Annotated in this window: 12 protein-coding genes; 8 read left to right on the forward strand and 4 right to left on the reverse strand. The window is 63.2% G+C overall.

Features of this window, described 5'->3' with window-relative positions; translation table 11 throughout:
• The first annotated feature begins 45 nt into the window (after nucleotides 1-45).
• From ACN50D_RS10075 to ACN50D_RS10100, 6 genes are all read left to right on the forward strand, one after another.
• Entirely contained in the window at nucleotides 46-1,983 is a 1,938-nt protein-coding gene (locus ACN50D_RS10075) for an O-acetyl-ADP-ribose deacetylase (protein ID WP_211921726.1), read from the forward strand.
• Between the two features lie 269 nt (nucleotides 1,984-2,252).
• A complete protein-coding gene (locus tag ACN50D_RS10080) occupies nucleotides 2,253-3,395 on the forward strand; it encodes an Ig-like domain-containing protein (protein WP_042451633.1) in 1,143 nt (380 codons plus the stop codon).
• Nucleotides 3,392-5,170: an Ig-like domain-containing protein gene (locus tag ACN50D_RS10085; RefSeq protein WP_211921728.1), complete on the forward strand. Its 1,779-nt coding sequence runs from the start codon at nucleotides 3,392-3,394 to the stop codon at nucleotides 5,168-5,170. Before ACN50D_RS10080 ends, ACN50D_RS10085 begins: the two co-directional genes overlap by 4 nt.
• A gap of 104 nt (nucleotides 5,171-5,274) precedes the next feature.
• Nucleotides 5,275-7,398 (forward strand): phosphocholine-specific phospholipase C, encoded by a 2,124-nt coding sequence (locus ACN50D_RS10090; protein WP_204855245.1) that lies wholly within the window; start codon nucleotides 5,275-5,277, stop codon nucleotides 7,396-7,398.
• An 80-nt stretch (nucleotides 7,399-7,478) separates the two neighbouring features.
• Nucleotides 7,479-8,948: a cellulase family glycosylhydrolase gene (locus ACN50D_RS10095; RefSeq protein WP_204855244.1), complete on the forward strand. Its 1,470-nt coding sequence runs from the start codon at nucleotides 7,479-7,481 to the stop codon at nucleotides 8,946-8,948.
• Between the two features lie 83 nt (nucleotides 8,949-9,031).
• Nucleotides 9,032-10,093 carry an alpha/beta hydrolase gene (locus tag ACN50D_RS10100; protein ID WP_162114071.1) on the forward strand — a complete coding sequence of 354 codons (1,062 nt, stop codon included), beginning with the start codon at nucleotides 9,032-9,034 and terminating at the stop codon, nucleotides 10,091-10,093.
• Nucleotides 10,094-10,101: 8 nt separating this feature from the next.
• Here ACN50D_RS10100 and ACN50D_RS10105 read toward each other — a convergent pair whose 3' ends face one another.
• A complete protein-coding gene (locus ACN50D_RS10105; RefSeq protein WP_019745900.1) occupies nucleotides 10,102-10,428 on the reverse strand; it encodes a winged helix-turn-helix transcriptional regulator in 327 nt (108 codons plus the stop codon).
• Nucleotides 10,429-10,484: 56 nt separating this feature from the next.
• Between ACN50D_RS10105 and ACN50D_RS10110 the strand changes: the two genes are divergently transcribed.
• On the forward strand, nucleotides 10,485-11,369 hold the full coding sequence (locus ACN50D_RS10110; RefSeq protein WP_064443562.1) for an SDR family oxidoreductase: 885 nt from the start codon (nucleotides 10,485-10,487) through the stop codon (nucleotides 11,367-11,369).
• 61 nt (nucleotides 11,370-11,430) lie between these two features.
• On the opposite strand, the gene ACN50D_RS10115 is transcribed toward ACN50D_RS10110, so the two are convergent.
• Nucleotides 11,431-11,559: a hypothetical protein gene (locus tag ACN50D_RS10115; RefSeq protein WP_003943237.1), complete on the reverse strand. Its 129-nt coding sequence runs from the start codon at nucleotides 11,557-11,559 to the stop codon at nucleotides 11,431-11,433.
• 179 nt (nucleotides 11,560-11,738) lie between these two features.
• Nucleotides 11,739-12,311 carry a TetR/AcrR family transcriptional regulator gene (locus tag ACN50D_RS10120; RefSeq protein WP_030536196.1) on the reverse strand — a complete coding sequence of 191 codons (573 nt, stop codon included), beginning with the start codon at nucleotides 12,309-12,311 and terminating at the stop codon, nucleotides 11,739-11,741.
• Nucleotides 12,312-12,364: 53 nt separating this feature from the next.
• Here ACN50D_RS10120 and ACN50D_RS10125 point away from each other — a divergent pair, with 53 nt between their 5' ends.
• Nucleotides 12,365-12,802: a DUF2867 domain-containing protein gene (locus ACN50D_RS10125; protein WP_007730272.1), complete on the forward strand. Its 438-nt coding sequence runs from the start codon at nucleotides 12,365-12,367 to the stop codon at nucleotides 12,800-12,802.
• Here ACN50D_RS10125 and ACN50D_RS10130 read toward each other — a convergent pair whose 3' ends face one another.
• Entirely contained in the window at nucleotides 12,803-14,428 is a 1,626-nt protein-coding gene (locus ACN50D_RS10130; protein ID WP_064113578.1) for a cation:proton antiporter, read from the reverse strand.
• Nucleotides 14,429-14,453 lie beyond the last annotated feature (25 nt).

Raw genomic sequence — 14,453 nt, forward strand, 5'->3', positions numbered from 1 at the left:
AGCGCAAAGTTGATCAAACGATCATCGCGAACCGAAGAGGTGGCTATGAAACTCACCGCACAGCAGTCCGATCGAGCGGCCGGCGTTCTGCTCGGCACCGCAGCAGGAGACGCACTCGGCGCCGGCTACGAATTCACCTACCCGAAGGCCGAGGTCACGATCGACATGATCGGTGGCGGCCCGTTCGACTGGGCGCCGGGAGAATGGACCGACGACACCTCGATGGCAGTTGCGATCGCCGAGGTGGCCGCTACCGGAATCGACATCGGAAGCGCTGACGGTCTCGATGCCATTGCAGCACAGTTCATCCGGTGGTACGACTCGAAGCCCGCGGACATCGGCAACCAGACGCGAGCAGTGTTGTCCGTCCGCTCCGAAAGCGCAGCGGCGATGGCGGATCGTGCGCGGGCGATCAGCGGCCGCAAGGCCGGCAACGGCTCGCTCATGCGGACTGCTCCCGTCGCCCTCTCCTACTTGGACGATGCAGAAGGTGCCAGGTCGGCAGCGCACCGGATCAGTTCACTCACGCACGACGACCCGCGTGCCGGACAGGCGTGCGAGTTGTGGACCCATGCCATCCGCCATGCCGTTGTCGCCGGCAACTTCGACGGTGTTCGCGGCTTCCTCTCCGTTGCCGATCAGGACGTCGCCGAATACTGGGGCCCGCTGCTCGATCAGGCCGAAACCGGGAACCCGCAGGACTTCTCCAAGAACGGTTGGGTGGTGCATGCACTTCAAACTGCTTGGTGGGCAATCACTTCCACGGACAATGGCGATGCTCGCCACCTCCAGTACGCATTGGAAGCAGCAGCAAGAGCCGGCGGGGACACCGACACGACGGCGGCCATCGCGGGTGGCCTCCTCGGCGCCCGCTGGGGAGCGTCGGCGGTTCCCGCCCGTTGGCGCCGAATCATGCATGGCTGGCCGGGATACCGTTCCTCCGATCTGATTCGCCTGGCAATAAAGACCGCTCGCGGCGGTACCGACGACAAGAACGGATGGCCGTCGACGGCAGAACTCGACTACTCGAGGTTTCGCGGAACCCACCACCTGACGACGCACCCGCACGACGACGGCGTCATGCTCGGCGGCGTCGATGCGGTGTCCACTGCAGACTACGACGCCGTGGTCAGCCTGTGCCGCATGGGAACACGACAGGTCGCCCCTGATCACGTCGAGTTCTGGTTGGTCGACGACGGTCACGATTCCAACGCCAACCTCGAGTTCGTTCTCGACGACGCAGCGCGCACCGTCCAGGCGTTGCGGGCCGAGGGAAAGCGCGTACTCCTCCATTGCGTTCAGGCGCACAGTCGCACGCCGTCGGTTGCAGCGCGATACTCGATGTTGATCGGACGTGATCCCTACGACGTACGCTCGGCTATGCCGTGGGCTCGCCCGAAGCGTGAACTCTGGAACACGGCAGTCGGAAACGCGTCCGTCGGACACACAGCCGTCGGATACACAGGAGGATCCATGCCCGCTATTACAGTCGTCGAAGGTGACATCACGACGCTGACCGTCGACGCCATCGTCAATGCGGCCAACTCCAGGCTCCTCGGCGGCGGCGGTGTCGACGGCGCGATCCACCGTGCCGGGGGACCGGAGATCCTGAAGGCTTGCGAGATATTGCGCAACACCAGCCTTCCCGACGGCCTGCCGGTGGGTGCGGCCGTAGCCACCACCGCCGGAAAGCTGCACGCCAAGGCCGTGATTCACACCGTCGGCCCGAGGTATTCGCGCTCCGAGGACCGTTCCGGTCTGCTTCGGTCGGCGTACACCCGCAGCCTCGCCGTGGCCGACTCGATCGGCGCCCGTACCGTCGCCTTTCCGTTGATCTCGGCAGGGGTCTACGGCTGGCCGAAGGAAGATGCCGTCCGACAGGCCGTTTCAGCGATTCGCGCGGCGAAGACCGAGGTCGAGACGGTCACACTGGTCGCATTCAACAAGGAGACGGCAGACCTGATGCGCCGCGCGATCGCCTGACCGTTTACCGGGCCCACTTCACGCCACGTTAAAGCAGTGCAGAGCGGTCGGAGAAGTGGAGAAATTTCACCGGTTGGACGTTTGTCCAACAATTTGTCCGAATCGCATATTCTGCGGCTCGCTCTGTGTTCTACTCCTCTCCAGGGTTTGAGCTGGTGGTGAGCAAACGACGAGACGTATTCGATTCTCTGTCAGCTCGAGGCCGGTTCCCGGACCCGGCTTCAAGCCGAGAGCTCGATCTTGTCGAGCGCTACTCAAGGAGAATGTGAATGGTGTCGACGTTGATGCGCCGAGGAGTGGGGGTGGCCGCGTCGTTGACCGGATGCGTTGCCCTCGTGATCGGCGGAACCGGAGTCTCGTCCGCCGCTGATGTGGACCTTCCGTTCACGGCATCGTGCCACGGGTGGCAGTTCCCCGGACCGATCACGCACAACGAGACGCGTGATTCCGGCGTCACGATCAGTGCGCCGGCCGTGGTCCCGCCGAACTCCACCTTCACATACCGCCTCGCGCCCAAGCCGATGACGGTCCCCAAGGACGGTTACGACCTCAGGTCCGTCGTGAACTGGACGCGTCTCAAGTTCGATTTCGACATCCCCGCAGGCACCTCCTACGTGGGGGCGCAGATCGTGGCCGGCACCAGCTCGAATCTGGGTGGGGTCGCCCCGACGATCACGCGGGTGAACGATGCCGGTTCACCCGATCCGAATGGGACGCATCTTCGTATCTCCGGCAACAACATCACGGCGGGCAACGGACCCAACACCGACGACAACGGCGGCGGCGGAATCGAGGTCGGTGGAGGAAAGACGTTCCAGCTCCCGGCAGTCGACGTCACCGTCACGTCAGGGGCTGTCGGCACCCAGATCAAGCCCATGCTGCGCGTGTCCGACTCCAACTCGGGTTCCTACGACAGTGCCGCCAACTACCTGACCTTCCTGCAGCAGGAGACCCTGCTCGGCGGCGTCAAATACTGGCTGACCACCAATTGCTCACCACGCGACAATCGTTCGGCCGGATTGAACGCCGGCGGCCGGCCGCTCGCCGTGATCAACGTCGACTCCAGCCTCGCTCAGACACAGACGCGAATCGACGCACCCGGTAAGGCCGTCGTCGGTGACTCCGTGGAACTGACGGCAACGGTCACTCCGTGGCCGTCGGGAGGAACAGTGCAGTTCCGTGACGGAGGGGTCGACCTCGGCGCTCCGGTGGCCGTCGTCAACGGCGTCGCGAAGGCCAACCGCACGATGACAACAGCGGGCGACCACAACATCACGGCGTACTACACGGGATCGGCCGGTTTCATGGAGTCGATGTCGGGCGCCGTGACGATCAACGTCGTCGAACCGTCCGAGCCCGAGCCTGGCACCGGTAGCCTCGGCAGCCTTGGTACCCCCGGATTCGGGTCGTGAAAACTGTGAACAGAAACCAGGATTCGACGACGAACTCGAAACTCCTACGCGGCTCTGCGATTGCAACCGTCTCGGTACTGGCCGGCGGCTTGTTCTCCATCGTCGGCGGCGGGATCGCCTCTGCTGCCCCCGAGACCAAGAGCGTGGCCTTCACAACTGCATGCCATGTGCGCGAGATGGACGGTGTGGCAAGCCCGATCACGTTCAACGAGACACTCGGCTCGGGAGTCACCATCACCGCGCCGACCACCGCGGCACCAGGTGAGACCGTCACCTACCGCGTGCAGCCGAACGAGATGAAGACAAACAGCGGCGGCCATGCCAGCCGTGGAGTCGTGCATTGGGCCCGGATCAAGTACGACTTCGACATCCCGTCCGGCGTCGAATTCGTGAGTTCCCAGCTTGTGGCGGACAGTGCGTACGGCCTCGGATCCGACAGTGCCACTCCGACAGTCACACGGATCGACGACGGCGGTAATCCATCGGCATCCGGTACGCACCTGCGTATCTCCGGATCGAATCGGACCACCGGAAACGGTCCGTCCTCCGCAGTTCGATCGAGTGACGGCATCATCGTCGGTGCCAACACCAAGTTCCGACTCCCCGCAGTCGACGTCACGGTCAAAGCTGGTGCGGCCGGTACCGAGATCAAGCCTTCGCTGAGGGTTTCCGATCCCGGTTCCGCCAACTACGACGACGACCGAAATGCGCTCACATTCGTCCAGCGCGAAAAGGATGTCTTCACAGTCAACTACTGGGAGCGCTACAACTGCTCCCCGCGGGACAACAGGAACTCCGGCCTTAACGCCGGTGGGCAGGCCCTGACCACCATCTACGTCAGCCAACCGACAACCACCACGATCCAGATGCCCGGCTCGATCCAAGCCAGCACACCGACCGAGCTTGTCGCAAAGGTGGATCCGGCTCCGGTCAACGGAAACGTGCAGTTCAGGGTGGACGGCGCCGACGTCGGTACACCGGTCACGCCCGGTGCCGACGGCACTGCCCGGCTACCGCATACCTTCTTCACCGCCGGAACCGCGCGGGTCTCCGCAACGTTCCAGGGCGTCAACGGATTCCAGAGTTCCAACTCGACCGAGGCAATGGTCACGGTGACTGCCGCACCTGTCGTCAAGCAGACCGACACTGCCGTGAACGTTCCTACCGATGCGAAGACGGGCATATCGGTGTCGCTGAGGGCGCAGGTCACGCCGACACCCGCCGGTGGCACTCTCCAGTTCAAGGACGGCGCTGCAGATATCGGCGCTCCGATCCCGGTGGGCGCTGACGGCAAAGCCACTCTGGAACATGCCTTCACCTCGGCTGGATCTCATGCCGTCTCGGCCTACTACTCCGGCGCAACAGGATTCATGCCGTCGATGGCATCCGCTCAAACGGTCACCGTGTCTGATCCCGCACCGTCCGATGTCACCACCTCGACCTCACTGGCAGCTCCCGCGACGACCAAGCAGAATGTCGCGGCAGAACTGTCCGCGACTGTCACCCCCAACCCCGGCGGGGGCTCGGTTCAGTTCTACGACGGCGACCAACCCATCGGACAGCCCGTTGTCGTCGGAGTCGATGGAGTGGCGCGACTGACGCACACTTTCGCATCGACGGGCGATCATCGGATCAAGGCGGCATACGCCGGGCGAAGTGGATTCACACAGTCCGCGTCGGACGAATCCGTCGTCAAGGTTTCTGCTGCGCCTGACGACGGCGGGAACGGCGGTTCGGGCAGCCTCGGTTCACTGGGCGGTCTCTTCGGTTCCTGATCGAATTCTTCTCGACGCTGTTGCCGCTGCACCGATTCGGAGCAGCGGCAGCAGCCTGTTGCGGCCGTGGTCATAGAACTGATTGATTTATCGATGGAGCACAAGTGTCCAGGAATTCTCTTTCTCGACGGTCGTTTCTCGCCGCCGGGGTCGGTGCAACTGCAGTCGCCGCTACTTCCCTTCTGCCGCCGTCGCTTCAACGTGTACTGGCGACACCCGCAAACTCCGGCGGGCTCGATTCGATCGAGCATGTAGTCCTCGTCATGCAGGAGAACCGATCTTTCGACCACTACTACGGCGCGCTGAGGGGTGTTCGCGGCTTCGGTGATCCGAATGCGTTGCGTCTACGCAGCGGCAACAGCGTCTTCGAACAACCCGGTCCTACCGGTCCTGTGCTCCCCTTCCCCATCCGCGATTCCGCTGCGGCACAACGCATGGACACCCAGAACGTGACCGGACTCGACCACAGCTGGGCGGGCGGACATGCCGCACTCGCCGACGGCTGGCACGACGGTTGGATCGCGGCAAAAACCAGTACGACAATGGCGTACTACGACCGGCAAGACATCCCGTTCCATTACGAACTGGCGGACGCGTTCACGATCTGCGACGCCTACCACTGCTCCGTACCGACATCGACGAGCCCCAACCGGAACTATTGGGTCTCTGGATACACCGGATACGAGCCACTTTCGCCTAATCCGACCGAGTCGGTCCTGCCTTCGGATCCGCCCGGCCCCGAGGGAAGAGCTGTAACCAATGCGGCCTACAACCCCTGGCACGCCGGCTACGGATGGACGACGGTTCCCGAGCGGTTGCAGTCCGCCGGCATTTCCTGGAAGACCTACCAGGAGTGGGACAACTTCGGAGACAACAACCTCGAATACTTCACTGCCTTCAAGAAAGTGGCGGCAGGGCTGCTTGGTCGGCCAAGCCTGCTCCCCTACGAAATCCAGACCTTGGCCGGGTTCTATCTCGCCCTGCCGTCGATGCCGGCGCCGGTCCAGGACGCAGCGGTACTGGCCCTCGCGAATGCCGCAGACCAACTGTCGCCTGCTGATCGCCAACTCTACGATCGCGCGCTGTACCGATCCCGGCCCGGCACACTGGCCGCCGAGTTCAGGAAGGACGTCGAGTCGGGCCGACTGCCGCAAGTCAGTTATCTCGTTCCGTCCGAGGTGGATTCGGAGCATCCATCGGGTTCGTCACCTGCGGCGAGCGCAACACTGCTCTATCAAGTACTCGACGCCATCGCGTCCGATCCGGATCTGTGGGCGAAGACGGCCGTGATCGTCAACTTCGACGAGAACGACGGGTACTTCGACCATGTACCGCCACCTCGACCACCGCGCTGGGTCGAAGCCGAATGGGTCGGTAATCAGCCGCTCGGTCTCGGCCCGCGGGTGCCGATGACGATCATCTCGCCGTGGACTGTTGGCGGTTTCGTTTGTTCGCAGGTATTCGACCACACGTCTGTCACACAGTTTCTGGAGAAGCGGTTCGGAATCACGCAACCGGAAATCGACCCGTGGCGACGCACGGTGAGTGGCGACCTCACGTCGGTGTTCGACTTCGCCAACCCGCGTAGCCGGCCGACGTTGGCGCGCCCGCAACCCACTCCGCCGCTGGAACCGCGGTGGACACCGACCCCGCCCACCGAACAGAGAATGCCTCTGCAGGAAAGCGGCACTCGACCAGCACGGGCCCTTCCCTATCAGCCCGACGCCTACACGACGGTGAACCCGGAAACCGGCTCGTTGGCGGTCCATCTGGTCAATGCCGGCGCCGCATCAACGCACCTGGCCATGTACCCGTACGCAGGTGAGTTCGACGAGCCACGGCATTACGACGTCGTCGGCGAGGTCGACGACACCGTTGCGCTCAGGGATCGCGTCTACAGCCTGAACCTGTTGGGTCCCAACGGTTTCAGGCGCGAGTTCAGTGGAGCTACAGACAGTGCGGCAGCTTCGCTCGACGTCTCGACAACTGTCGACGCAGGGACGCGCACGCTTGTACTGACGGCGACCAATTCCGGAAGTCGTGCACTGACGGTCAATGTGGACGGAAACCGACGCAAACTCGCTGCCGGTGCACACTCTCAGTGGACGGTGCGTTCGGTGGACGGCTGGTATCAGGCCGCCGTGACGGTCGACGAAGATCCTGAATTCAAGCGCGTGCTCGTCGGACACATCGAAAACGGGCGGACCAGCGTAAGCCAACCGACGTGAATCGACACCGAGCGTTCAAGCCCAGGGCCGAATCCCCATTCGGACAAGTCAATCCATCCACATACCCAGAAGGAGTTTCCGTGCGTCGTATCCCGCTCTCAGCACTGATAGTCGCGGGCTCACTGATACTGGGCGGCGGAATTGCCGCGGCTCAGGGCAGCCTGCCCACGTCGGGGAACGCCGATGGCACGTCGGTGCCACCGTCGTACCTGACCGACGACGCCGGGCGCTCCTTGATCCTGCGAGGGTTCAACACGGCGTCGAGCGCAAAAAGCGCACCCGACGGCATGCCGAAGTTCACCGAAGCCGATCTCGAGCGCGAACATGCCGACATGGGAACAAATTTCGTGCGTTTCCTGATCTCCTGGCGTTCGGTGGAGCCAGAGCCGGGACAGTACGACCAGGAATATCTGGACCGCGTCGAGGACCGAGTCAGCTGGTACGCCGAGCGCGGCTACAAGGTCATGCTCGACATGCATCAGGACGTCTACTCCGGCGCGATCACACCAGAGGGCAACAGTGGCAACGGCGCCGGCAACATCGGCAACGGCGCGCCGGCCTGGGCGACCTACATGGACGGCCTTCCGGTCAGCCCTCAAGACCGGTGGGAGCTGTACTACGTCCAACCCGGTGTGATGCGTGCATTCGACAACTTCTGGAACACCACCGGCCAACATCCCGAACTGGTCGAGCACTACGCGAACGCCTGGCAGGCGGTGGCCGAACGTTTTGCAGGCAATGACACCGTCGTGGCATACGACCTGATGAACGAGCCGTGGGGCGGTTCCCTCCAAGGCCCCGCCTTCGAAGGTGGGCCCCTCGCTGCCTTGTATCAGCGAACCACCAACGCCATCAGGGAAGTTGATCAGGACAGCTGGGTGTGTGTGGCCCCGCAGGCCGTCGGCGTCAACCAAGGTGTCCCCAGCGGGCTCACGAAGATCAACGACCCACGAGCCGGCGAACAGCGAATCGCCTACTGCCCACACCTGTACCCGCTGCCCCTCGACCTCGGTGACGGATACTCCGGCCTCTCACGCACACTCACCGACGCGACCATCGACACCTGGCGCGACAGCGTCGAACACATCGCAGGCAACGTACTCGGCGGCGTTCCGATCATTCTCGGCGAATTCGGGCTCGACACAACACTGCCCGGCGCAACCGACTACATCGACCGCGTCTACACGACCGCCCGAGAACTCGGCGCGGGTGTCTCCTACTGGTCCAGTGATCCAGGTCCTTGGGGCCCGTACCTGCCGGACGGATCGCAGACACTCCTCGTCGACACCCTGAACAAGCCGTATCCGCGTGCCGTCGCGGGCACACCCACCGAATGGTCCTCGACCGTTGACCGCCTTCAGCTGACGTTCACCCCGAACCCCGCGGTAACGGCACCGACCGAGATCTATCTACCCGAGAGCGGCTTTCCCGGCGGCGTCGACGTCGCGGGCGCCGACATCGTTAACTGGAACCCCCAAAGCCGGCTTCTCACAGTGGAAACCGCGGACGACGCGGGCCCCGTCACAGTCACGGTGACACCGGCAAGCTGACCGCGAGCGCCGAGATTCCTGGATATTTGTCCGGTTCTTTCGTAACGTACAAGCGACGGGTGATCAGCCGACGGAAGGCGAGTATGTCCACGGAGAAGATGTCTGTCCAAGATCGTGTTGCGCGGGTGGTGCTCGATGTCGTCGGCGCCTTACCGACCGGCGCGCAGCGCATTCTCGGTGGCAAGCCGAAGGAGATCGACGGGCAGACTCTGCACCCCGAGATCCAGCTTGCGCTGAGATTGCTCTCAGCGGTCGAAGGTACGAGCTTCGAGCATCTTCCGGTCGAAGAGGGACGGGCTCAGATCGACGCCGAATCGCGACTGTTCGGCGGTACGCCCATCGACATCGAGACGGTACGTGACCTCGAGATCCCGGCCGGGGATCACGCGATTCCGGCTCGGCTGTATCGCCCGGCCGGAGTCTCAACGCCCGCTCCACTTTTGGTGTACTTCCACGGCGGCGGGTTCGTCCTCGGCAGCCTCGAGAGCGGCGACAGTGTGTGCCGCTTCCTGGCCCGCCACGGCGAGGTCAGTGTGTTGTCGGTGGACTACCGGTTAGCACCGGAGTTCCCGTTCCCCGCCGGGGTCGATGACGCCGTCGCCGCATTCCGGTACTGCGTCGAGCATGCCACAGAGCTGGGTGCAGATCCGAAATCCATTGCGGTAGGCGGAGACAGCGCGGGTGGGAACTTGGCTGCCGTCGTCGCGCAGTCCACGACCGAAGACGACGTCAAACCAGTATTCCAACTGCTCTTCTTCCCCTGGGTGGACCTTTCGTCGAAGCGCCCTTCGCACAAGATGTTCGGCACCGACTTCTTTCTCACCGACGCCCAACTCGACTGGTATGCAGCCCATTACCTGTCGGGCGGCGCTTCGGCTCTCGACCCGCGAGTCTCACCGCTGCTCACTCCGGACCTGGCCGGCCTACCGTCCGCGTACGTTGCCGTCGCCGGTTTCGACCCACTACGCGACGAGGGTGAGGAATACGCGAACCGGCTGCGAGAGGCCGGAGTCCCGGTTGCACTCAGGCGTCACAGTGGATTGATCCATGCCTTCGTCAACACCACCGGTGTCGGCCATACCGGTCAAGATGCGATGTTCGAGGCCTGCGGCGCTCTGCGGGTTGGACTTTCGGGCCCGCACTGAGGGCAGGGTCACGAAACGGGGAGTGCCAGATCCGCCCACTCGACCATCGCTTCGAGCACGGAGCGCAGTTCCATCCCCGTCGCGGTGAGTTCGTACTCCACTCGCGGCGGCACCTCGGCGTAGGCAGTCCGGGTCACCAGATCGAACTCCTCGAATCGCTTGAGCCTGGCGGAAAGTGTCCTGGGACTGATGCCGGGCAATGCGCGTCGTAGTTCCGTGAAGCGCATCGGGCCGTGCGTGAGCTCACGAACGATCAGCGTTGCCCACGGTCCGTCCAGAACCAGCAGAAAGCGCGCGACGCCGCACTCCGGAAGCACGTGACCTGATTCACTCATCGATTCCCCATTAGTTCACTTGAAGTAACTGGTTCCCAATCTGAACTATAGGCGTCATGACTTACACAGTGCATGGCGCCACCGGCGCACAGGGTTCTCCCGTTCTCGCGGGATTGGTCGCGGCTCTCGCCGGATCTACAGGTGCCGAAGTCCGAGCAATCACCCGCAACCCTGACCAGACGTTCGAGGGTGCGAACACCGTCGTCGCGGACAATGCGTCAGCCGACTCTCTCGCCGATGCTTATCGCGGGGTAGACGGGGTGTTCTTCCACCTGCCACTCGCCGGTGACACCGAGACGCTAGCTGGTTACGCCCACAACGTTCTGGCAGCAGCAAGAGTGACACGTCCTTCGCGGTTCGTGATCTCTACCAGCGGCACGGTGACCCGCGACGCTACTTCGCCGCTTGCCGGTCCCAACACACCCGTTCTCTCCGAGCTCGTCGACGGACTCCACGCCGAAGGTATCGCGGTGACCGTCCTGACCCCGCGTTTGTTCCTCGAGAATCTTCTTCTGCCCACCGTGCTGTCGGGGGTGAAAGACGAAGGGGTCCTGCGTTACCCACTGCGTGCCGATCTCGCGGTCGCATGGAGTTCACATCTCGACGTCGCTGATGCAGCCGTTGCGGCCCTGACTCTCGACGTAGCACCGGACGCGGTCGACATCGGACAGATTCCGGCGATCACCGGCATCGAACTCGCCGAGGCATTCGCCGAACACTTCTCGCGCGCGGTAACTTTCGAAGCCGTGACGCCCGATGCCTTCGGTGCGTCGATTGCGCCGATCATCGGAGGGGGCGCAGCAGCCGGGGTTTCCCAGCTCTACACGGGACTCGAATCTGCCGACAGCGTCGCGTTCGACTCCGCGACGGGTTCTGCCGTTGCCTTGGGCATCGTCGCCCGCAGCACCCGGGCCTGGCTGGTAGATCTCGGAGTGAACTGACCGGAGCAACGCAATCGGCCGGCTCCGCGAAGTATCGCGTGGAGCCGGCCGATTTCCGGGGTTACCGGTGCGTGCGGGTCTTCAACTGGCGGTTCAGCTGCCGACTCCCGAAGTCCAGACCGGCACCGTCACTGGTGGCCAGCACGGTGAGTCCAGCGGCGACCAGCAACGAAATAAGCACAACGCTCATGGTGAGTCACCTTTCTTCCTGTCGTGAAACGGTTTTGCGCCTCCGGGAAATGTCGACATATCCGGCACCCCACTTCAGCTGACCTCAAAGTATCTGTAACTATGGGTTACGCGCAATGTGTGGTCCCTCACCTGAAAGCGCAGGGTGATGCGCAGATCACGCTGCGTTCGACGGCGGACTTACCTGGCCAGAACCATGTTCACGAACTCGTCGGCGAGCGCCTGAGCGTCCGCACCGCTGCCAGGAACCACATCGGGCGCACTGTGTACCAATTGCATCTGCCCCAGGTACATCGAATAGGCAAGTACGCCACGATGTTCCGCTTTCTGCCTGCCCATCCCCAGATCGACCAACAACGTCACGATGTACGTAACTCGACGCTCGGTGACACGTCGAACCGCCGCCGAAACCAAAGGATGGCCGATCCCGGCAAGCAGTTCCAACTCCGCACGGCGACCGGCCAATCCGGTCGTGACCGAATCCACCAGACGACGCAACCTCACCTCCGCCGGTTCACCAGAGGACTCGACGGAGGAGATCAGTCTCTCGGTTGCCAAAACTTCCCACCGGCCGAGCGCAGCTTGCAGCAATTCGTCGCGGTTGGCGAAGTGCCAATAAAAGGAACCCTTGGTCGATCCGAGCGTGCGCGCCACCTTTTCCACTGCAACTGCATCAGGCCCATGGCTTGTCAGAGCCTGGAAAGCTGCATCGATCCACTGGTCGCGAGAGAGTCGGGCGCGGGCATTCGTCACCTCCGTACGGTACCGTATGGGTAAGTTCCATACGGCACCGTACGGAGGACGAAATGACACTCGCTTTCAAGGCAATGCCTGCACCGGACTGGGCAGAAGCCACCACGATCACCATCCCGTCTGTTCCGACCCATACATCCGAGGAGTGGGCGCAGGCAGTCTTCGACGTCAGGAATGTCCCCGCACCCGTCCTCGCGATGTTCTGGCTCAGGGAGCGGATAGTCGGACTGCTCGGCATCGCCAAGGGACGCCCCGACACCTTTGCCGTCGACAAGATCGCCGACGGCGAGGCCCTCATCGAAGCGGACGAGAAACACCTACGATTCGTCGCCTCGGTTCAGGCCGACAACGACGCCGGCCTCCTGCACGTCGTCACCGCCGTGGAGCTGAAGAACCGCGCGGGCCGAATCTACTTCGCACCCGTTCAGGTACTGCACGGCGTGATCACGCGGGCAATGATGACGTCCGCTCGAAAGAGACTGTGCACGTGATCAACCGTCCGGACCGCCCTTGAGTTCGAGGCTGATCTGATCGGCATCCAGCGCGGCAAGTGCCGATCCGAGCATCCGTGCGTCGAACACGCCATCGTCACGTGCGTCGAGCAGTGCCTGACGCTGCGCGTCGATCACGTCGAGGCGGATCCTCTTCTTCGACCGACCCTCTGGCGGAACGACACTCGCAGCAGCATCTTCGAGGAGGTCGAGCAACCTGCGATGCTCGTCTAGTTCGGATTCGGTGAGGTCCTGCGCTGCCGGACCGGTCGCCACTACGACGCGCCTCAACGTTCCTCCCTGAAGGATCAACGAGCCTGCTGCCACCAGGAACGCAACCAAGATCAGGAGCGATCGACTCGGGGTGTCTTCCGGCAGAGTCTGCGCTGCAGCCAGAGTGACCGCCCCGCGCATGCCGGCCCAGATGACGATCGTGCCTTCACGCCATCCCAACGGCGCAGCAAGGTAGTAGTCGATATCGGCAACCGTCCGCCGAACCCGAACCTTGAACCTTTCCATCTGATTCGCCGAAGGTGCCCGGCGCCTGCTGCGTCGTTCGTCTGGCGGGTAATCCTCGGGATTGTCGAGGCGATTCGCGATGTCGGAGAGTCTGGGTTTCATGCGTTCACGAAAATTCGCCCGCGCTTGGAGCGCTCGCAGGAGCGGGGCCACGTACAGAGCCCGCACCAAGATCGTGAGGAACAGTGCACCCGCCGCCACGAAGACCGCCGTGGATATGCCCTCGTGGTCGACCCGGACATCGTCGACTATCGACGAGAGTTCGAGGCCCATCACCAGGAAGATCGCACCTTCGAGGACCAATTCGACTGTGCGCCAGTTCTGGGAGTCGGACAACCGGTGTCGCGGTGACAGCTTCCGAGGAGCGTCGTAGCCGGTGACGAGCCCGGCCACGACTGCAGCAACCAATCCTGACGCACCCAACTCTTCGGCGGGGATCGCCGCCAGAAACGGCACCGTGAACGAGATGACCGTGTTGACCGTCGAATCGGTGACACGGGCGCGAACCATCAGGTTGACCTTGCCGACGACAACTCCGATGACCGCGGCCACGACGACGGCAAAAGCGAACTTGCCCAACACACTCCACAGCGACACCGATGCGGCGGCCCCGGCGATGGCAGTACGCAACAGAACCAGAGCGGTGGCGTCGTTGAGCAGGCTTTCGCCTTCGAGGATCGACACCACCCGCGGCGAGACCGGGAGTTTCTTGACGATGGACGTCGCGACGGCATCCGTCGGGCTCACGATCGCACCGAGTGCAATGCCCCACCAGATACCGAGTCCTGGTATCACCCAGGAGAAGAACACACCGAGAACAAGCGCACTCACGACCACGAGCAGAACGGAAAGCCCACCGATGGCACCGAACTCACGCCGAAACTCCATCGACGGCATCGAGACCGAGGCGGAGTACAGCAGTGGCGGAAGCACGCCTGCCAGAATCCATTCCGGGTCGATGTCCACTGCTGGGACAAATGGTAAGAGGCTGACAACGATCCCGGCCATCACCAGAATCAACGGTGCTGCGACTCCGATCCGCGCTCCGAGCGTCGAGGCCGCGACGATTCCGAGCAGACCGAGCACCACGATGATCAGAGCGTCCACTGCTTCCCCCTGTACCCCCGGATTT

It is taken from the genome of Rhodococcus sp. SB1D (genome assembly GCF_048573875.1).
In the GTDB taxonomy this organism is placed as follows: Bacteria; Actinomycetota; Actinomycetes; order Mycobacteriales; family Mycobacteriaceae; genus Rhodococcus_F; species Rhodococcus_F qingshengii.